Source organism: Sebaldella termitidis ATCC 33386 (assembly GCF_000024405.1).
Classification (GTDB): Bacteria; Fusobacteriota; Fusobacteriia; order Fusobacteriales; family Leptotrichiaceae; genus Sebaldella; species Sebaldella termitidis.
Window position 1 is genome coordinate 2,354,538 of record NC_013517.1, and the last position, 17,842, is coordinate 2,372,379.

Genomic DNA, 17,842 nt, shown 5'->3' on the forward strand with positions numbered 1-17,842 from the left:
TCTCCTCTGAATTTAATATTGCTCTACTAAGCTAACTATTATTATAAGCACTTTAGCCGCGAAGTAAGATTTTAGCTGTTAGTCGAACACTTCCAATAACTTAATTATAGCATACAATATAAAGACAGCCCTATCTTTTTATTCTTGAATTTATAGTTTCCGGGCTTTTTAATATTAATTTTTTTAAAAAAATATATATTATATTTTAATTCTTCTGTTTCTTTTTTAATACTTTTTCTTGATAATAATAATTATTGTCATCTTCTGCCTCATAGTAAAAACCATCTTTATCTAATGTTTCGTTATATGCTTTAAATGTATGCGGATTAGATCCGGGTAATTTATATTTTAAGTAATATACGCTATTTTTATCTCTAGAATACAAACCATTTACAATTTCAAAAGTCTTTGCATCTGCATTTATTAATTTTTCATCTATAAAATAAACATTATTATCATCTTTTCCATAAATACCATCCAGTACTTCAAAAGTTTTTACCTCTAAATCCTCCAGCTTAGTACCAGATGAATATACATTATTCTTATCTTTAGCAAAAAATGTGCTCATTGGGATAAAACTTTCTATATCAGCACCAAGTACTTTTTGTCTTCCGGAATAAACATTATTTTTGTCTTTTCCATACCCATACGCCATATATTCAAAAGTTTTTATGTCAGCATCTTCTATAATATTATCCATATAATATACATAGTTTTTATCTTTACTGTACATATTAACCAAAACTTCAAATGTTTCAGGGTCTGCTCCTTTTATTTCATGAGAACCATTCTCTACATAGTATATTTTTTCATTTATAATTTCGTAGATTACATACTCTTCACTAAATTTTTGAGAAGAACACGCTAACGACGAACTTCCTAACATTGTAAGTCCAAATATGCAGTATATTAATTTCTTCATTTAATAACTCCTTTTTTGTTTTTATTCTTACATTAAATCATATATTATACTACTTCGTCAAATTTCTATCTAATAAAAAAATACTCCTTATATTTTTATTTTAAGATCATTTTCTTTTACACTTGAGTATTCTTATCCTTTTTGTTATAATGTTTTATATTAAATTCAGCTGCTACTCTTAACTCAAATATTTTCTCTGGAGGCTTACATATGAAATATATTTATTTTTTTATCTTTCTGTTTTCATTTTCAGATTATGTGTATTCTAAACCTATTGCAGGTTATAATACGTCTAAATTAACTCCGTTGCCTCCATTAATAGATAAAAACAATCCTGTGGTTAAATTTTGTGAAACAAACGGAGGAACTTTTATTCCTGAAAAGCTTGATAAATGTTTACTTCCAAATAATATTAAATTTTATGCTTGGACTTATTGGGAAAATGGTATAGATAAATGGACTGAGGAAGATTTTCAATTTTATAAAGATAATTACTACAAACATTATCTCGAAACTTATGGAAAAATTTATGAACGTGACAAAATAGATTACTAATAAAAAATGACCACGAAATTTCGATTTTAAGGTTATTTTTTATTTTTCTATATACTATTCTTCTGATGTTTAGTAATCTGTTCCTCTGGTTTAAGCATCTTACCTGTACTTTTTCTGATAGTTTTGCTATAATTTCCTTACTATATGTGTGAATTGAAAGGAATGATTAATATGAAATTTATACTTCCTATTATTGTTGTAAAAGATATTCAAAAATCAAAGAAATTTTATGAAGAGGTTCTTAGACAAAACATCACTTTAGATTTAGGTTCTAACATAACTTTTAGTGATAAATTTGCTATTCAAGCTGATTATGCTGATTTAGTCGATGCAGATAATTTCCATATTTCTTTTAATTCTAATGATCATGAGCTTTATTTTGAAGAAAATGACTTTGACGAGCTTCTAAAACATTTGGAAAAATTTTCTGATATTCATTTTATTCATAAAACGAAAACATATCCTTGGCTTCAAAGAGTTATACGTTTTTATGATCCGGATTTTCATATTATTGAAATTGGAGAAAGTATGGATACTATTTTTAAAAATCTCTATAATCTTGGAATGACTATTGATGAAATATCTGAAAAAACTTGTCATCCTATTGAATATATAAAAAAATCTTTAGATTTATAAAGCTATAAAAATGACCCAAAATTTTCATTTAAGGTCATTTTTTATAATTTTCTGCTAATTCTATATTGTATAAAATTTCCTCCCTGCAGCTTCTGTTATAACTGCATATTAACTTTTATATTTCTGTTTCCAGCTCTAAACATCCATGATACACCTCTGAATAGGAGATTTTTAACCTGACCATTTCCTTTTGAAATTCCCTGATATTAATACCTGTATTTATCAATGAATTCCGTAAAATTATTTTTTCATCTTCAGAATTTATATTAGAAGCTATTAAATTGCTGTACTCTTTTAAATAGAATAATCCTTCTTTTGCTCTATCCGCCGGAAGATGCTTTTTTATTAATTCCTTCACTTCTGCTTCTTTTTCCATAAAATATCACCTTTCTTCTATTTACCTTTTGTGCCATTATAACATCTCTGATTTATTTCTTCAATAAATCCTATTATATTTAACTAATTTTTTCTGCTCCTGCAAAATAAATTTTTATATTATTTTACATAAAAAGAACCTGATTATTAGACAGGTTCTATAAAATTATCATATTATATCATATATTTTTTTCTAATTTTGTCTTTATTATCGATAAAATCAGTTATTTTTATTTCTGTGATTTCTAGTTTTTCATTTATAGTTTTATAAATGACTTTTTCAAGTTTTATCCCTTTTTTCTTATACCAATTTTCTCCGAAAATAATACGTAATTTTAAAATTTTAAAATATTCCTCTACATTAAATTTATCTGCTTTCTTTTTCTTTTTTTGAAATTTTGAAAGTTTTCCATTAATATCTGAATATATTTTTCTAATTTCCTCAAAATTTCCATCATAAAAAATTGGTTCCAGATCATCAAATTTCGAATTTTCAAATATTTTCAATAAATTCAATAATATTTTTTTAGATACCATCGCACCTCCTAAAATACAAACTTTTAATTTGGATTATTTACTGGACAGGTCTGAAATGAATATAGAATTGCTATGTCATGATATGTTATAAATGAACTCTAATATAACATATATTTTTTTATTAGTCAAATAAAAATGACCTCGAAATTTCTATTCTAAGGCTATTTTTTTATATTTAGATTCCCATAACCAGCTTTTACAGATTATTTCTTATTTACTATATTTCCGCGGTAATAATAGTAATTTTTATCTTCTGCATCATAAATTATTCTATTAATTTCTTTATTGCTTTCATGAGTTATAAAAGTCTGAACATCTATATTATTTAGTCTGGATAAATAATAAATTACGGTTTTTCTTTCCTTTATTTGTCCCCGGGGAATATAAATACCATTTTTATCTTTAGAATACAAACCGTTCAATAGCTCAAAACTATTTAGATCAATTAAATATTGTATGTCCCCGTTATAATAAATATAATTACTGTCTTTATAATAACTGCCGCTTATTTTCTCATAACTTTTAAAATCCGGCTCTATTCTTTTTGTTTCCCCTAATTTAGTACTGCCACTGAAAATAATTGTACTTAACAAAATAAATATTACTTTTTTCATTAAAAAAACTCCTTTTCATTTTAATTTATTTTAACTATATTCTATTCCCTAGAAAAATTTGAATTTTTTCATAATATTCCTTTTATATAATATAATATTTATGTGAAATATATGTGAACACTTGAATATTTTTTCTTAAACAAATAAAAAACGACCTTAAAATTTAAATTTCGAGGTCGTTTTTTTTTATTTAAATTTATTTATAAACTACTCTGAACGGTCCGGCTATACTATTAAATAACAGATCACCGTCAGGGAAGAATTCAATGGTTGCATATGCTCCATTTCCAAAGTTATCTTTCCCAAATATAGTTCTATGAACTGTTTTTCCTGTATTCCAATCCATTCCTGTTATTTCCCATCCGTCCTTATCTGTATACCCATTTACAAATACTATGTTAGAAACTCTGCTCATTGACGGAACCATACTTATAGATGATACATCTGCTCTGGTCCATACTGATTTCCAAGCATTTGCCTTAGGATCCCATTCCACTCTTTCTACACCTGTAGGAGGCTTTATTACAGGTCCTAAAGCTATTACCCCTACCATTCTGTCTTTAGGAGCTTCATTAACAATATTATTAACTACAAATGCCCCGTAACCATTTACTACCACAGACTGTTCACTTTGAATCCATTTAGTATCTGCAGGAAGTCCGGCAGTAATAGGCATCTGCCCGGCTATACGATTTGATTTAGTTCCTTCCTGTTGTTTAAAATCAGCTGGTATTTCATCTCTCCAAAATGCTACTATATTCATTCTGTCAGCTCCGTCAGTTATAACAACAAGCTTATCTTCATCATTTCCAAATCCCATAAGTGTCGGTGTAGAACCAGTTCCTGTTCCGAATTTTACTGAAGGAGGCTGCTGTCCTGTATCATATTCTGTTTTCCATGCACCGTCTTTTTCATCTTCTGATAATTTCTCTCCTGTCCACACTACTTTTCTCATAAATTTATTTGAAGCTACGTAAATTCCGCTTTTCTCATCTACAGCTATTGAATTTGAAATACTTTCATCTGTTCCGAATTTTATAATAGAAGGGGTATTCTTAAATTCACGGTCTACGACTGCTATTGCATTATTAGCCAGAATTATAAGATTTCCGTCATATGTCAGGCTTAATCCTGTTAAAATTGACTTTTCCCCAAAAATTTTCTTTGTATCAAATTTTCTTATTTCCTGTATTCCTTTAGTCGGATCATTTTTATCTATAAGAGCAAATGCCTGTATAAAAGTTCCATAGTTAGTATATAATGTATTATCCGAATCCACTAAGCTGTATGTAGCACTTGGTGCAAGTGCTACTGCATCAGTACTTTCCAAACTGATATATTTACCCTTTGCAGCTTTTTCTATATCTTCTACACTTTTGAAATCATTTCTCAATACTTCTTCATGTATTTCTTTAGTTATAATTTTTTCGTACGGCAGATCAATTCTTGCTACCTCTTTAAATTCTTTATTTGCTACATTTATGTATGAAGGTCCGCGTCCTGATACACCCCACATGTAATCCGGTGATGTAGATGCAAGAGTCATTATATTTATCGGATTACCCGTTACCTCTTTTTCCTGTTTTAGATCAATATGAAAATCTCCGGTTTTTACAGCATAAGGAAATGCATCTGACTGACTTGAGTCAAAATGCGTTATCGCATAAGTAGGCGCTGCTAAATATGGATTTTCCGCTGGTTTAGATATTTCGGCAGTTTGTTCAGTTTTAACTTCCTGTGTTACTTCTGTTTTCTCTGCTGCTGTTTCTTTTTGTTCAGTTTTTCCGCATGAAACAAGGAATAAAGCTCCTAAGATAAACAAAAAAGCTTTCTGTTTTTTTCTCATGAATCCACCTCTCTCTAAAATTTATATTTTACCATATACTTCATACCTAATGTATATCATAACTATCTTTGTTGTAACTTATTTTATTATTATTTTATTATTATCATCAAACCATCCTATTTTCAGCATAAAAAGATAAAATTAAGTGAAAAATTAAACATAAAGTTTTTTTCTTTCGCAATTTCCTTTTATTATTCAGACAATAATTTGGTTTTCAAAAATCATATAAAAAAGACACTAAAAATAAAGTGTCTTAATTTAATAATATATTTGAATCTGGTTTTCAAAAATTCTGTCTTTAATATAATTAATCCATAAAAAAATCTTTATTTTTTAGTGATACATAATCTTTATACCAATTTATCTTTATATTTTTAAAATCTTTTTTCAGTTCTTCTATATCATCATATTTTAGTTTTACTTCATAACCGTTAAGAAGCAGTAAAATTATGTTTTTATTCTCTATGTTTTCTGTCACCAGCATTATATTCTCGGTTGGAACTATTCTCAAACCTTTTTTATCATTTATTTCCAATAACATATATTAACCTCCGTTTCCATTCGATACTCTCTACTCTCTTACTATATACTGTTATATACTATTTCATACTTTATACCTTCCGGATCTTTAAAGAAAAGAGCATAGTAATTCTCTCCATGTTCAGGAAAAATTCTGGGAGCATGGACTATTTCCGCTCCGATATCCTTGATCTTTAGATACAGTTCATCTACTTCTGTGCGGGATTTTGCCCTAAAAGCAAGGTGATGCAATGCTCCCGGCTTTCTTCGGTGTATCGTATTATCTGTAAAAGCTGTTCTGGGTGAGCATATTCCAAAATCATACTGCGGAGAAAGATACTCTACGACATAAAGATCATGCTCTTCTATTACAGCGCTGACCTTCTTTTCAAGATCAAACCCCAAAATAGGCATCAGTTTATCGTAAAATGGTTCCGCTATACTCATATCCTTTACCGTTACCTGAATATGATCAATTGATAACATAAAATTCCCTCCTGTCTTTGAATCTTTTCATCTGTGAAAGCATTATTATAAAAATCATAGCATATTAATCTTTCTTATACAAGAATGATTATTCAGTACTGTCATTATTTATTATTATTTTATGTTTTATATTTACCAGTATTTCACCGCCATATGATATAATAACAATATAAATACATGCGAAAGGAAGTTAATAATGAAAATTTTTGAATTATTGAACTGTAAAAATAAATTTAAAATGTTAATTTTTACTGCACTTCCATTTTGGTTTTTCTCATTTTTATACTATTTTTCTAATATCAGAACTATTTTTTTTAAGACTGCTATTTTTATTTTTATTATTTCTGTTATTTTATTAAGTAAATTTCTGCTTTTCTTAATTAATAAATATCTGAATTATAAAATTATAAAATTCATACTTTACTTATTTTCTTTTTCTATTTCCGGTTTACTTATTCTGATATTATTATTTTTATTTATAAATCCGGTCAAAAATACCATTTATACTTCTCCTGACGGAAAGAATAAAATTATTGTCCTTACCAGTTATATTTTTGATCAGATTTATGATATAGAAGCCAAACCTGCTATAAATAATTTTCTATACAGAGATAATAACACATCTTTGATGAGTATTCGTCATGAGGATACTGGAACCCCGCCTGTCTGTGTAAAATGGGCTGATAACGGCAAAACAGCTTATGTCAATACGTGCAAGCCTTCTAATCCGGAATATGATACAGAAATCATCATAAATTTTTAATTTTTATAAAAATGATCTTGAAATAAAAAATTAAGATCATTTTTTTATTATTCAGTATTTTCTCTCTGGTACAAAATATTTCTATATGCTATAATAACACATCATTGTCAGGATGAAAAATGTTCAAAAAATGATTTCATCCACTTTATATTAAGAACACAAATAAGTTTATTCATATATAAAAAAATTAAGAAAGGAGGATTTATATGGATTTTATAACTAAATTTATTATTCCTAATATTGCTTATATATTAGTTTTTGTAAGTATTTGTTATATAGTGACATTCATATACATGATTGTCACTAAAAAATCTTTTACGTATAAGTTAAAAAATCTTGTAGCTTTTGTAATTATTCTTGGTATTGGTATTTATTGTCTGGTTACAGGCAATGACATTACGGCTTTTATACACTAATATAAAAAGACTCTGCGAAATCGATCCGGAGTCTTTTTATATTATTATTTCTTTTTTATTTTTACTGCTGCTTTTTTTATTAATTTCTGAAACTCAAAATCTTCCTGAAATTCCTTAAAAGAAAGTTTGAAAAGCTTGAGAATCTCTGATAATTTTAATGTTGTAATAAATAGTTCAGTTAAGAACACAGATAAAGAGAATTCCACTATAACTTTTATAAAAAAAGCAGAATCCCTCAGTAAATATACAAATGTCCCTAATATTATCACAAAAAAACTCTGGGCAAGAATTTTTTCCCTGTTTTTATGATTTATATTTAGAATTATTACAATAAATGAAATATACAATACTGCTAGTTTATAAACATGTTCATTATTTTCTTTATTTAAAATAAATATCATATTTGCCATTATTATGAATCTCAGTATTATTTTAAACAAGATATCTGATAGCTTATAAATCATCATTTCTACCTCCTGCATTATATAATCCATTTTATCAAATATAAATTCATTTGTATATGGAAAAGAAAACAGTTTTTGTGTTTTATCTAAAAAAAGAAACCTGAACATCTCAGATTTCTTTATTTTTATTAAAAATTGAAAGCATAACCCAGACCTAATGTTAATCTGTGTACGTTTAGATTGTGTTCCTGTCTTGTACCGTCACCGTTATCAATTTTAGCTTTTGCGTAATTTGCCTGATACATAAGGTCTACCGTAAATCCGCTTATCTGTACTCCTCCGCCAATTCCGTAATATAATCCGTTTGTTATATCTGTATCATAAGATTTTGAAGCGTAGGTATGAGTGTATTCATCATAATCATCATCATACCAGTCATAAACATACTGTGTTACTGTATCACTTAGAGTAAGATCATTTTCATGAATATTGAACGAATAACCAATATTTGCTTTTACATATGGTTTTATATCCTTATTCGGGGTATCAAACTCATATTTTGCAGTCAGATAAATCGGTACACTGTTATAGTAAACCTGATCTTCATATCCGTAGGTATGTTCATAATAATCTCCGTAAGAATCATACCAGCTGCCTACTGTTACTCTTTTTCCTTCCGCCTTGGAATGTCCCTGATACCCTACTCCGGCACCTATTAAAAAATTTGGGCTTACATTTTTTAGATATTCAACACCTAGCTCATATCCAAGACTGTCATCTCCAGAATCACCCGTTATAAAATCTGACATTCCGCTATAATCACTTACGAAATCGAAACCTCCTCTGATTACCAATTCATCAGAAAATGACACTAAAGATGCCGCTAAAAAAATACCTGCTAATACTTTTTTCATAATTACCTCCTAAATATTTATTTTATATCTTATTATAATATGTTTATATGAACTATATGTGAACAAAGCAGTTAAAAATTTCAAAATTAGAATATTTATTCTTCAACTGCTTTTTTGTTTATTTAATGAAATAAATTTTATTTTTTTTATTTTTTTTGTTCACAATTTTTGTTTTTTGTGCTATAATTCTCAATGTAGTAAAAATAGAAGTTACACTTATACATATTGCAATACTCCTTTGGCAAACGGTCTTACATGACCGTTTTTTTCTATAAAAAAAAGAGCTTTTACGCTCTTTTATAAGACTCATTCCTATTAATATTACATCTATGAACATTAAAATTTTTCCACTAACCCCGTAGTCATACCATAAAATGAGTTCTTTTATAGATTAATGATATCAATGTTTTCTTAGTTTATTATTATTTTTTTCTTTTATTATCATAATATTTTTATATTTCCTATAATTTTATATTTGATCCATATTTTAATATTAAAATAAAAAATTTGTCCCCATACAATGTTTAAATACTATATATTTCTGTTAAACAGTGAAAATATTAATCAAATATATAATTATATTTTAAAATTTAAGTTTACTAATATATATTTACATGTTATAATTTTTAGAATATTTAAGAAAAAAGGAGAGTAAAATGATAATTATATTCGGAACAAAAAATATTACGAAGAATTACGGAGTAACTAATAAAATAGAATGTCCGCATTGTCATAATACTGAATTCTGGCATTATTTGAAAACAGGATTATGGTTCACACTATTCTGGATTCCTATTTTCCCTTTAGGCAGCTCTAAGCATTTTCTTGTCTGCCCTATTTGTAATGTTAATATTGCTTTGAACGGTTCTGACAGAGAAAAATACAGAAAACTTGCAGAATTAAACCAAAAATTTACCAGCGGAAAGATTTCCGAGGAAGAATATAGAGAGCTTTCTAATGATATTCAGGAATAAATTTTTAAAATAATGACTTTGAAATATTACTTTCGAAGTCATTATTTCATTTAGTATTTTTTATACTAATTTTTTGAATAAAATATTGACTTTTTTCTGTCATGTGGTAAAATAATATTGCTATATACATAATCTATTGATATTTTATTATGTTGTGTAATGCAAATCTCTTTCATCTTTTCTTCGATTAGCAAAAATAATTGATTTATCCGCTCTGTTTCATATCTAAAGGTCATCTAAATACATTCCATTTTTTTAAATTTATTTTATTTTTATTGATTTTTTCATTACTGCACTATAAAATTTTATATAGTTTATGTTTTAGTGAAAATTTTGGAAATTACACTGAACACATTTTATATTCTCATTTGGCAGACGACCTTACCTCCCATTAGGGTCGTCTTTTTATTTTACAATCAAAAAAGATGGATTATATTCTCCATCTTTTTTTATGAAAATTTATTTTCTGTGATCAGAAGTTTCATTATATACATATGCTTTTTTTCTGTTAAATATCAGTAATATCAGTCCCAGTGCTGCAGGTATTGAAAATATTTGAAAAATCCCGGCACTTGGCTCCATATATATCATAGTTGTAATAAAAGAAAGCATTAATACAAAATACATTTCCACACTAAACTTTATCTTAAAAAATAAGAGTATTCCTGTAATCAGCATTACTGCTGAAAAAAACAAGCATATTTTAAAGATCAGTACGGAACCGGGATAAAAACTTCTGCCCGGAGTATCTCCATTTACCATTAAGCTTGATGAAATAACAGTGTAATTTACAGCTCCCAGAAAAATGGCATATGCTGAAATTAAGATTCCTATTACTCTTTTTAACATCTTTCCTCCTATCTATTAACCATTATAGAGAATTTCTCCCTATTATTCTTAATAACGGCTTTATATCCGTATTTTTAGCAAATTCCAGTTCATAAACACCGGAATCAAAAATCCATAATCTGACCTTACTTTCAAAATCAAATGTTCCGGCTGTTTCCACAGAAAACGAATTAATCCTAGAATAGCTTATAGATCTGTATTCCTGTGTCTTCCCAGTCATACCCAGGATTTCTACAAAAATTATTCTCTTTGTAGTCAAAATAATAATTTCTTTTGACGTCTGATAAGTTCGAAGAAGTTCCTCATCTTCTACCATCAGAAATTCTACTTTATCTTTAAAAAGCTCAGGATTGCTTTCCTTTAAACCTCTGATTCTTGCAACTATAGTTTCTTTCATGTTATTCTCCCCAAATTTTTTTTATAAAAAAACTATTTTAAATACACTATTTCATTTTTAAAACAGCCTATTAATAACTATTTATTCTGCTAAAGTGGCATCTCCAAAGCTTGATTTATATTTCTTAGTATAAACAGAAATTGTTGTATAGCCTTGATCTACTAATTTAGCAAGATTATTTACTTTTAATTTTAATTCTTCATTTACATAAGCTTTTTTCAGTTCTTTGGATATTACTTTCATATCTTTAAAATCTCCGCCTTTGCTCAGAACCACATAAACATCTTTCCCTTTTCCGTCATATGTAAAATTATTTATAATTATTTCTTTTTCATTTGTATCAGCTGTTATACTGCCATTTATCTGATGAATTTTAGGTACGAAATTTCCTGTTAAAGTTTCTGAAAAGCCTGTTACAGAAACAAATAAAATTCCCAGCAGCAATAAGATCTTTTTCATGTTCTATTCCTCCTCTTGTTTTACTTAATTATATTTCCGCTGTCTTTATTGAAGGTTTTTTTTATCTTTGTTTTATCTTATACAGGTATTTATTTGGTATTATTTATTTTAAGTTACATGCTGCTGATGCTGACTCTATCGTCTGCTGCTAACATGCCAGACGTAAAATAAGGAGCAAAGCCCAGATAAAAATAAACATATCAAAACAATAGAAACTTGTCACTTTACATTAATGATGATTTACGTTATAATAAATTAGACAAAATATAAATATTTGCGGGAGGAATAAATATGAAAAAGATAATCTTGATTACATCTTTATTAGCAGTTTTAGCATCTTGCAGTTCTGTTGCTACTGATAAGACTGACCAGGCTGACTATAACAGAGGATATAACAAAAACTGTAACTATCAATACGGAGAAGGTAATATTAATAATGCCAATTGCAGCGCTGATACATTCTAATATTCCGGTTTATTTATATCCGGAATTTTAAAGTAAGTGTGAGTGTTTTGACATTATTCCATAATTATTTCATATGTAAAACAAACAAAACACTAGTAGTTTAATTAATATAAAAAATAGAGTAGCTGAATAACAGCTACTTTATTTTATTTTTTATATACCTTCAATGCTTCTTTCAGTACTTTCATTCCATTTTCTATTTCTGTCAGATTATGTGTACAGAATGAAAATCTTCCTTCCCTGAGTCCTTTATTTGGTGTTGAATAAAATCCCGGTCCCGGAGCAAACATTAAAGTCTGGTTTTCATATCTAAATTCTGTGAGAAGCCATATTACAAAATCTTCTATATTATCCACAGGAAGCTCCGCAAATATGTAAAAAGCACTGTCAGGCTTATAACATGTCACTCCCTCTATTTCATTCAGGTGATTATATAAAAGATCCCTTCTTACTTTATATTCCAGTTTTACTTCACTTAGATATGTATCAATGGTATTAATCAAATTCGCACTTGCAAACTGTTCTATAGTAGAAACAGAAAGCCTTGCCTGACACAATTTCAGTGCCAGATTTATAAAATCTTTATTTTTGGATGCTATAACACCGATTCTTGCACCGCAGGCACTGTAATGCTTTGAAATACTGTCTATCAATATTACCCTGTCCTCTACGCCTTCCATATTTAGAAATGATTTATATTCTATATCATCATAAATAAACTGTCTGTAAACTTCGTCAGATATTATAAATAAATCATGCTTCTGCGCAATTTCCACTATCATTTCCATTTCCTTCAGGGTAAGTACTGTTCCTGTGGGGTTACTCGGGTTAGAAAACATTATTGCCTTTGTTCTGGGTGTTATGAGCTTTTCTATCTCTTCTTTTGCAGGAAGGTGATAGTTATTTTCCAGCTTAGTTTCTATAGGAACCAGCTTTGCATCTGCTGATCTCAGAAAACTCTCATAATTCGAATAATAAGGTTCCGGAACCAAAACTTCTTCCCCGGGATTACAAATACTGGCCAGCGTAAACATAAGCGCTTCACTTCCGCCGTGAGTAATAAGCATATCCTCAGGATCCAGATTTATCCCCATTTTATGATATGATTTTGAAAAAGTTTCCAATAATTCGTTTATTCCTCTGGAATTGGCATATTTTATTATTTTTTCTTTATAATTATGTAGTCCTTCGAAAAAGGAATCCGGAGTCTGGACATCCGGCTGTCCTATATGCAGTTGATATACCTTTACACCGCTTTTCATAGCTTCGTCTGCATAAGGAACCAGTTTTCTTATCGGAGAGTACTGCATACTTAATATTCTTTGCGAAAACTTCATTTTATCCTCCTAAACATTTAAATATTATATTACATTTTATCTCTTAAACAGAAAAATAGCAAGAAGTATTTCCTGCTATTGATAAAAATTTTACTTTTTGTATTTTTCATTAAGTGCTTTCAAAACAGCAAATGTCTCGGCATCCATAATTCCATCATATTTATTCTGTCTGAAATGAAACTGAAACGCTGTTATTACATTCTTTGTCTGTTCGTCATATACTTTGCTTACCGCTATCCCATATCCGAATTTTCTTAATTCTTTCTGGACTTCTTCAGGAGTTATCCTGTTATCAAAAGCATCTTTATATTTTTCTTTATCTGTTTCATCATACCACATTCCTATTCCATAATCTCTGTACAGCTCCTCCCAAGGAAAAAGCGGTCCCGGATCCTGCTTTCTCTGCGGTGCAATATCAGAATGCCCCAGTATATTCTGTGGTTCCACTTCATACCGTTTTATTAAATCCTGTACTAAAACAGCAGTTTTATGTATCTGCCATGAAGGATACCGGTAAAATTCCATTTTTCCGTCTTTCAGAATAAAACCTTTATTCACTATTTCTATTCCTATGGAATTGTCATTCAGATTAGTAAAATTTCCCCAGCTGCTGACTCCTGCATGCCATGCTCTTTTATTTTCATCCACAAGATAATATATGGGTTCATTCTCTCTGTCAGTAATCAGATAATGCGAGCTTACGTCTTTATTTGTAAGAAGATCTATTGATCTTTCCCTGTCGGAAACTGTATAATGAAGTATTATGAATCTTTGTCTGAAATTCTGACCTTTGGAATTATAAGTCAGCCCGTCTACACGTTCACTTCCTGATCTTGTATTTATTACCCTGCTGCCCTTTTCTGTTATAGATGTACATCCGGCCAGTATCAGAAAAATGTTAAATAGTAAGATTATTCTTTTCAGTATTATTCTCATTTTTCTCCTCCTTTTTTTCCGTTTTTTCTTCCTTTATTTTCCCTAAAAAGAAAAATATATAAAGAATATATACTGCCGCTGTAATAATTTTCAGATAAGGAGCAAACGAATTATCAAATTCTATAAAAACTAGAACTGCTACTATTATATTTAATATACCTGCTATTCTTAGCAGAAAGTTTTTAAAGTCTGATAAAAAAAAGAAAAAATATACACTTACAAATAAATATGCTAATCTGACTGCTCCTATAACAGTAGGGAAAATAATCCCTCCTGTAACCATGTCGTTATACTCAAGAAATACCTGTACATTCATTCTGTCCAGATCTACCAGAACTAAAAAAATTAAAAAAAGAAATATTACGAAATTTCTTTTTTTCAAATTCAGATATAAAAAAATCCAAAAAGCCAGATCTGATATAAGTATTCCCATGTTCAAAAAAATAAGTCTTTTTACTGTAAAATCATGTGTGTTAATCTTTAAATAAGCTAAATTCGCTATAATTAAAAATATTGCTATAAGAATTCCTGTTAGTTTTTTCATATCACACTCTCTTTTGTTTTTATTAATATTATAACTAAATGAAATGTAAAATGCAATTCTTAAGTTTTTTTACTGATAAATCAGAATTCTATACTTCGATAAAAAATGTAGAAAAACTATGAAAAATGAAAAATATTGTTTTAAATGCCGAAAATACGATATATATAACTTTTCAAATCTCTTGTATTCATGTCAGAGCAAAATCGAAATTATTCACATTTACTGATAAAATTAATACATAATAAAACCAGCGGAGGTAAAAATATGTTTATTGGAGAATTATTGAAACTGATACTTCAGGGTTCATTTCTTATTATATTAGCATGGATCGGACATGTATATTTCAGCGATGATGTAAAAAGCCGCAAGTATCCCAAAATAATAACTATATTATTGAATATATTAAAATAAATTTACAGGAGGAAAATATGATTATTGATTATCAGAAACTAGAACAGGAAACTGTGGAAATGCTGGAAAATAATAAAATCTGGGTTCTTTCCACTTCATTTATCGACAAAATAACTTCCAGAAGCATGAGTATTGTACATATGGGAATGGATATTTATTTCCAGACCAATAAAAAATATACAAAATACATACAAATGACTAAAAATCCTAATGTTACTCTTTGCACAGGCAATATTTCCATTGAGGGAACTGCACAGGAGATCGGCAGCTGGAAAGATGAAAAAAATAAAGACATAATGGAGTTATATAAATCTAAGCATCTGTCTTCATATAACAGATACGGTGACTTAGACGGCCAGGTTGTTTTCAAAATTACACCAAAAAAAGTTTCTTACTGGAAATATTCATCTGCTGATGGTGAACCATACAGGGAAATATTCTATGTTGACAGAAAAATGGCAGAAAGAATAGAATTTTAAATTTCTTTCATTATTTCCCTGTATATAAAAAGGAGTTGCTCTTATGGCAACTCCCGTTATAAATTAAAATGTTCCGGTATAATCAATAAAACTGTTTAACCAGTCTATATATTCCGCAGGCTCTTCTGTCAGTGCATCCATGATCTGTCTGTAGTTTTCATCATCTCTGTAAATATTTAATATTACAGGAAGTATTTTAAACGCTGCCGGATCAGAAAATACTTTTCTGTTAATCAGAAGGTACACCAGCTCCTCTACTTTTTTCAAAAGCTGAGGCTGGAATTTTGCAATGTTATATAATATCGATACTAAGTCAAATTTATAACTTATATTTGTCGGATTATTCATTATGAGATTAAACTGATTATAGAATAATCTTTCAAATGTCCATGGAATAAAATGATTTGTATCATTAAGATTTAGAGATATTCTAAATTTTTCTCCCTGAGACAGCAGATATTCCATGTCATCTTTTTTAATGTCCGGAATTCTGATAAATCTGTTAAAGTATGCATTTAAATTTACAAAAGTTCTGCTTATTACTTCATTCAAGTTTTCTCTGTTTACTTCTCCCGAAAATAATTCATATTTTTCAAAAGTCTGGCAGTCGGCAAGATACATTTTTATATTATATGATTTTCCATTATTATTGCCGCTCTTGGAAATTATCTCACCATACATTATGTAATCAAGCATATTATTCAGTTCTTTAATTTTTTTGATATATTCCATACTTATGTGATCATTAAATATTATCAGATCCTGATCTGTATAGTTAATTACCATATGATTATCAATGCCTGTATTCATCATTAATACCTCATTTATATAAAGAGGTATCCCGAGCAGAAGCTTTTCTTCCGGGCTGTCATCTTTCTGATCACCCATTAGATTGGCCAGAGGAAGAATCAAAATACTCGGCGGCTGCTTCTTTTTATTTTTGAAATACCAGTTCGGCATTTTTAGGTTATAATACCATATCGGTGACTTTATCAGGAATGACCTGTTTTTTAATTTCAGATCCTTTCTGTTTTCTATCTCAAGTCTTACTCCATTTAAAAGATTTTCATATTTTATGAAGCTGTCTCCAAAATTTTCCCATTTAAAAGCGCTTATAAATTTCAACAAATTCAGACCATTTATATAATCATGTGTTTTATAAAACATCTGAAGTATATTCATTGTCGCATACGGACCGTGTGTTTCCGGGTTAAACACCGGAAGAACTATTTTTTTTACTTCATCATAATATTCTTCTTTTACATAAGCACCGGAAACGAATGATACAGCTTCATCATTTTGTCCTGACTCCTCCAAAGCTCTTGTAAATAAAGCATTTGCCTTTGGTACATTACGTTCCTTCAGCTTTATGCTTCCCAAATACAGCTTTGCTCTCCAGCTGTTCGGTAATTCTGATATTTCTTCAAATATTTCTACATACTTTTTATTTTCTTTTTCTACCTGTGCTTTTTCCAGTAAAATTGACAATACATTCGATATATTCGGATCCAGCTTCAATGATTCCTTATAATAATTATTTGCTCTGTCTTTTTCACCCATTTCATCAAGCATAAGGGCATAGTTAGAATATATTAACGGTGATTCTTTTTCAGTTTCTATATATTTCTCATATACCTTCACTGCACTATCGTACATCTTATTCTGACCGTAGAAAACTCCCAGTATATTAGTTCCTCTTTCTCTGATCGGATCATTGTTATATAATCTGAAACATGCTTCCTTTACCTCATTTATTACATTATTATGAAATGCATCCAAAATTATTTTATATAAATTTTCAAAATTGTTCCAGTTTTTTTCCAATGAAGGCTTCAAAAATTTCTCCACCCATTCATCTTTTGTAATTTCGTTTTTTAGACCATTTGGTGAAATTAATGTAACTGTTTCCACCGGTGCAGGAACATCATACTGCTCTCTCTGGACGGGCTTTTCCTCCTTAGCGAAAAGATTTTTGATTTTCTTAAACATATTGTTATCCTCCTT

The 17,842-nt window shown here is 28.9% G+C and carries 23 protein-coding genes; 7 read left to right on the plus strand and 16 right to left on the minus strand.

Annotated features, from left to right (window positions below; translation table 11 throughout):
• Positions 1–205: 205 nt before the first annotated feature.
• The gene (locus STERM_RS10915; protein WP_012861668.1) at positions 206–922 is read right to left on the minus strand and encodes a DKNYY domain-containing protein; all 717 of its coding nucleotides are present in this window, start codon (positions 920–922) and stop codon (positions 206–208) included.
• A gap of 210 nt (positions 923–1,132) precedes the next feature.
• On the opposite strand from STERM_RS10915, the gene STERM_RS10920 reads away from it, so the two are divergent.
• Positions 1,133–1,477 carry a hypothetical protein gene (locus STERM_RS10920; RefSeq protein ID WP_012861669.1) on the plus strand — a complete coding sequence of 115 codons (345 nt, stop codon included), beginning with the start codon at positions 1,133–1,135 and terminating at the stop codon, positions 1,475–1,477.
• Positions 1,478–1,648: 171 nt separating this feature from the next.
• A complete protein-coding gene (locus STERM_RS10925) occupies positions 1,649–2,113 on the plus strand; it encodes a VOC family protein (RefSeq protein WP_012861670.1) in 465 nt (154 codons plus the stop codon).
• A 115-nt stretch (positions 2,114–2,228) separates the two neighbouring features.
• On the opposite strand, the gene STERM_RS10930 is transcribed toward STERM_RS10925, so the two are convergent.
• From STERM_RS10930 to STERM_RS10955, 6 genes are all read right to left on the minus strand, one after another.
• The gene (locus tag STERM_RS10930) at positions 2,229–2,489 is read right to left on the minus strand and encodes a hypothetical protein (RefSeq protein WP_012861671.1); all 261 of its coding nucleotides are present in this window, start codon (positions 2,487–2,489) and stop codon (positions 2,229–2,231) included.
• 173 nt (positions 2,490–2,662) lie between these two features.
• Positions 2,663–3,025: a hypothetical protein gene (locus STERM_RS10935; RefSeq protein WP_012861672.1), complete on the minus strand. Its 363-nt coding sequence runs from the start codon at positions 3,023–3,025 to the stop codon at positions 2,663–2,665.
• 203 nt (positions 3,026–3,228) lie between these two features.
• Positions 3,229–3,639 carry a DKNYY domain-containing protein gene (locus tag STERM_RS10940; RefSeq protein WP_012861673.1) on the minus strand — a complete coding sequence of 137 codons (411 nt, stop codon included), beginning with the start codon at positions 3,637–3,639 and terminating at the stop codon, positions 3,229–3,231.
• Between the two features lie 196 nt (positions 3,640–3,835).
• Entirely contained in the window at positions 3,836–5,485 is a 1,650-nt protein-coding gene (locus STERM_RS10945; protein ID WP_012861674.1) for a hypothetical protein, read from the minus strand.
• A 307-nt stretch (positions 5,486–5,792) separates the two neighbouring features.
• Complete coding sequence (locus STERM_RS10950; protein ID WP_012861675.1) at positions 5,793–6,026, minus strand: hypothetical protein; 234 nt, start codon at positions 6,024–6,026, stop codon at positions 5,793–5,795.
• Positions 6,027–6,067: 41 nt separating this feature from the next.
• Positions 6,068–6,490 (minus strand): VOC family protein, encoded by a 423-nt coding sequence (locus STERM_RS10955; RefSeq protein WP_012861676.1) that lies wholly within the window; start codon positions 6,488–6,490, stop codon positions 6,068–6,070.
• A gap of 628 nt (positions 6,491–7,118) precedes the next feature.
• Here STERM_RS10955 and STERM_RS22700 point away from each other — a divergent pair.
• Positions 7,119–7,253: a hypothetical protein gene (locus STERM_RS22700; RefSeq protein ID WP_256594957.1), complete on the plus strand. Its 135-nt coding sequence runs from the start codon at positions 7,119–7,121 to the stop codon at positions 7,251–7,253.
• 460 nt (positions 7,254–7,713) lie between these two features.
• On the opposite strand, the gene STERM_RS10970 is transcribed toward STERM_RS22700, so the two are convergent.
• Positions 7,714–8,136: a hypothetical protein gene (locus STERM_RS10970; RefSeq protein ID WP_012861679.1), complete on the minus strand. Its 423-nt coding sequence runs from the start codon at positions 8,134–8,136 to the stop codon at positions 7,714–7,716.
• Between the two features lie 125 nt (positions 8,137–8,261).
• On the minus strand, positions 8,262–8,987 hold the full coding sequence (locus STERM_RS10975; RefSeq protein ID WP_012861680.1) for an outer membrane beta-barrel protein: 726 nt from the start codon (positions 8,985–8,987) through the stop codon (positions 8,262–8,264).
• A 656-nt stretch (positions 8,988–9,643) separates the two neighbouring features.
• On the opposite strand from STERM_RS10975, the gene STERM_RS21705 reads away from it, so the two are divergent.
• A complete protein-coding gene (locus tag STERM_RS21705) occupies positions 9,644–9,961 on the plus strand; it encodes a zinc-ribbon domain-containing protein (RefSeq protein ID WP_012861681.1) in 318 nt (105 codons plus the stop codon).
• Positions 9,962–10,420: 459 nt separating this feature from the next.
• On the opposite strand, the gene STERM_RS10985 is transcribed toward STERM_RS21705, so the two are convergent.
• The 3 genes from STERM_RS10985 to STERM_RS10995 form a co-directional block, all read right to left on the minus strand.
• Entirely contained in the window at positions 10,421–10,810 is a 390-nt protein-coding gene (locus tag STERM_RS10985; RefSeq protein WP_012861682.1) for a hypothetical protein, read from the minus strand.
• Between the two features lie 22 nt (positions 10,811–10,832).
• Positions 10,833–11,207 (minus strand): PH domain-containing protein, encoded by a 375-nt coding sequence (locus STERM_RS10990; RefSeq protein WP_012861683.1) that lies wholly within the window; start codon positions 11,205–11,207, stop codon positions 10,833–10,835.
• A gap of 81 nt (positions 11,208–11,288) precedes the next feature.
• A complete protein-coding gene (locus STERM_RS10995) occupies positions 11,289–11,666 on the minus strand; it encodes a DM13 domain-containing protein (RefSeq protein WP_012861684.1) in 378 nt (125 codons plus the stop codon).
• Between the two features lie 291 nt (positions 11,667–11,957).
• On the opposite strand from STERM_RS10995, the gene STERM_RS22190 reads away from it, so the two are divergent.
• The gene (locus STERM_RS22190; RefSeq protein WP_012861685.1) at positions 11,958–12,131 is read left to right on the plus strand and encodes a membrane lipoprotein lipid attachment site-containing protein; all 174 of its coding nucleotides are present in this window, start codon (positions 11,958–11,960) and stop codon (positions 12,129–12,131) included.
• Positions 12,132–12,277: 146 nt separating this feature from the next.
• Here STERM_RS22190 and STERM_RS11000 read toward each other — a convergent pair whose 3' ends face one another.
• From STERM_RS11000 to STERM_RS11010, 3 genes are all read right to left on the minus strand, one after another.
• Entirely contained in the window at positions 12,278–13,468 is a 1,191-nt protein-coding gene (locus STERM_RS11000) for a pyridoxal phosphate-dependent aminotransferase (RefSeq protein ID WP_012861686.1), read from the minus strand.
• Positions 13,469–13,558: 90 nt separating this feature from the next.
• The gene (locus tag STERM_RS11005; protein ID WP_012861687.1) at positions 13,559–14,404 is read right to left on the minus strand and encodes an N-acetylmuramoyl-L-alanine amidase; all 846 of its coding nucleotides are present in this window, start codon (positions 14,402–14,404) and stop codon (positions 13,559–13,561) included.
• Positions 14,367–14,948, minus strand: coding sequence for a hypothetical protein (locus STERM_RS11010; protein WP_012861688.1), 582 nt, complete (start codon positions 14,946–14,948; stop codon positions 14,367–14,369). Before STERM_RS11010 ends, STERM_RS11005 begins: the two co-directional genes overlap by 38 nt.
• Positions 14,949–15,212: 264 nt before the next feature.
• Here STERM_RS11010 and STERM_RS22195 point away from each other — a divergent pair, with 264 nt between their 5' ends.
• Both STERM_RS22195 and STERM_RS11015 read left to right on the plus strand, forming a co-directional pair.
• Positions 15,213–15,359: a hypothetical protein gene (locus tag STERM_RS22195; RefSeq protein ID WP_012861689.1), complete on the plus strand. Its 147-nt coding sequence runs from the start codon at positions 15,213–15,215 to the stop codon at positions 15,357–15,359.
• 17 nt (positions 15,360–15,376) lie between these two features.
• A complete protein-coding gene (locus tag STERM_RS11015) occupies positions 15,377–15,838 on the plus strand; it encodes a pyridoxamine 5'-phosphate oxidase family protein (protein ID WP_012861690.1) in 462 nt (153 codons plus the stop codon).
• A gap of 63 nt (positions 15,839–15,901) precedes the next feature.
• On the opposite strand, the gene STERM_RS11020 is transcribed toward STERM_RS11015, so the two are convergent.
• Complete coding sequence (locus tag STERM_RS11020) at positions 15,902–17,827, minus strand: tetratricopeptide repeat protein (RefSeq protein WP_012861691.1); 1,926 nt, start codon at positions 17,825–17,827, stop codon at positions 15,902–15,904.
• Positions 17,828–17,842 lie beyond the last annotated feature (15 nt).

Coding starts and splice junctions, on each gene's coding strand:
- STERM_RS10915 (WP_012861668.1), bottom strand. CDS start 922: ATGAAGAAATTAATATACTGCATATTTGGACTTACAATGTTAGGAAGT.
- STERM_RS10920 (WP_012861669.1), top strand. CDS start 1,133: ATGAAATATATTTATTTTTTTATCTTTCTGTTTTCATTTTCAGATTAT.
- STERM_RS10925 (WP_012861670.1), top strand. CDS start 1,649: ATGAAATTTATACTTCCTATTATTGTTGTAAAAGATATTCAAAAATCA.
- STERM_RS10930 (WP_012861671.1), bottom strand. CDS start 2,489: ATGGAAAAAGAAGCAGAAGTGAAGGAATTAATAAAAAAGCATCTTCCG.
- STERM_RS10935 (WP_012861672.1), bottom strand. CDS start 3,025: ATGGTATCTAAAAAAATATTATTGAATTTATTGAAAATATTTGAAAAT.
- STERM_RS10940 (WP_012861673.1), bottom strand. CDS start 3,639: ATGAAAAAAGTAATATTTATTTTGTTAAGTACAATTATTTTCAGTGGC.
- STERM_RS10945 (WP_012861674.1), bottom strand. CDS start 5,485: ATGAGAAAAAAACAGAAAGCTTTTTTGTTTATCTTAGGAGCTTTATTC.
- STERM_RS10950 (WP_012861675.1), bottom strand. CDS start 6,026: ATGTTATTGGAAATAAATGATAAAAAAGGTTTGAGAATAGTTCCAACC.
- STERM_RS10955 (WP_012861676.1), bottom strand. CDS start 6,490: ATGTTATCAATTGATCATATTCAGGTAACGGTAAAGGATATGAGTATA.
- STERM_RS22700 (WP_256594957.1), top strand. CDS start 7,119: ATGAGTATTCGTCATGAGGATACTGGAACCCCGCCTGTCTGTGTAAAA.
- STERM_RS10970 (WP_012861679.1), bottom strand. CDS start 8,136: ATGATGATTTATAAGCTATCAGATATCTTGTTTAAAATAATACTGAGA.
- STERM_RS10975 (WP_012861680.1), bottom strand. CDS start 8,987: ATGAAAAAAGTATTAGCAGGTATTTTTTTAGCGGCATCTTTAGTGTCA.
- STERM_RS21705 (WP_012861681.1), top strand. CDS start 9,644: ATGATAATTATATTCGGAACAAAAAATATTACGAAGAATTACGGAGTA.
- STERM_RS10985 (WP_012861682.1), bottom strand. CDS start 10,810: ATGTTAAAAAGAGTAATAGGAATCTTAATTTCAGCATATGCCATTTTT.
- STERM_RS10990 (WP_012861683.1), bottom strand. CDS start 11,207: ATGAAAGAAACTATAGTTGCAAGAATCAGAGGTTTAAAGGAAAGCAAT.
- STERM_RS10995 (WP_012861684.1), bottom strand. CDS start 11,666: ATGAAAAAGATCTTATTGCTGCTGGGAATTTTATTTGTTTCTGTAACA.
- STERM_RS22190 (WP_012861685.1), top strand. CDS start 11,958: ATGAAAAAGATAATCTTGATTACATCTTTATTAGCAGTTTTAGCATCT.
- STERM_RS11000 (WP_012861686.1), bottom strand. CDS start 13,468: ATGAAGTTTTCGCAAAGAATATTAAGTATGCAGTACTCTCCGATAAGA.
- STERM_RS11005 (WP_012861687.1), bottom strand. CDS start 14,404: ATGAGAATAATACTGAAAAGAATAATCTTACTATTTAACATTTTTCTG.
- STERM_RS11010 (WP_012861688.1), bottom strand. CDS start 14,948: ATGAAAAAACTAACAGGAATTCTTATAGCAATATTTTTAATTATAGCG.
- STERM_RS22195 (WP_012861689.1), top strand. CDS start 15,213: ATGTTTATTGGAGAATTATTGAAACTGATACTTCAGGGTTCATTTCTT.
- STERM_RS11015 (WP_012861690.1), top strand. CDS start 15,377: ATGATTATTGATTATCAGAAACTAGAACAGGAAACTGTGGAAATGCTG.
- STERM_RS11020 (WP_012861691.1), bottom strand. CDS start 17,827: ATGTTTAAGAAAATCAAAAATCTTTTCGCTAAGGAGGAAAAGCCCGTC.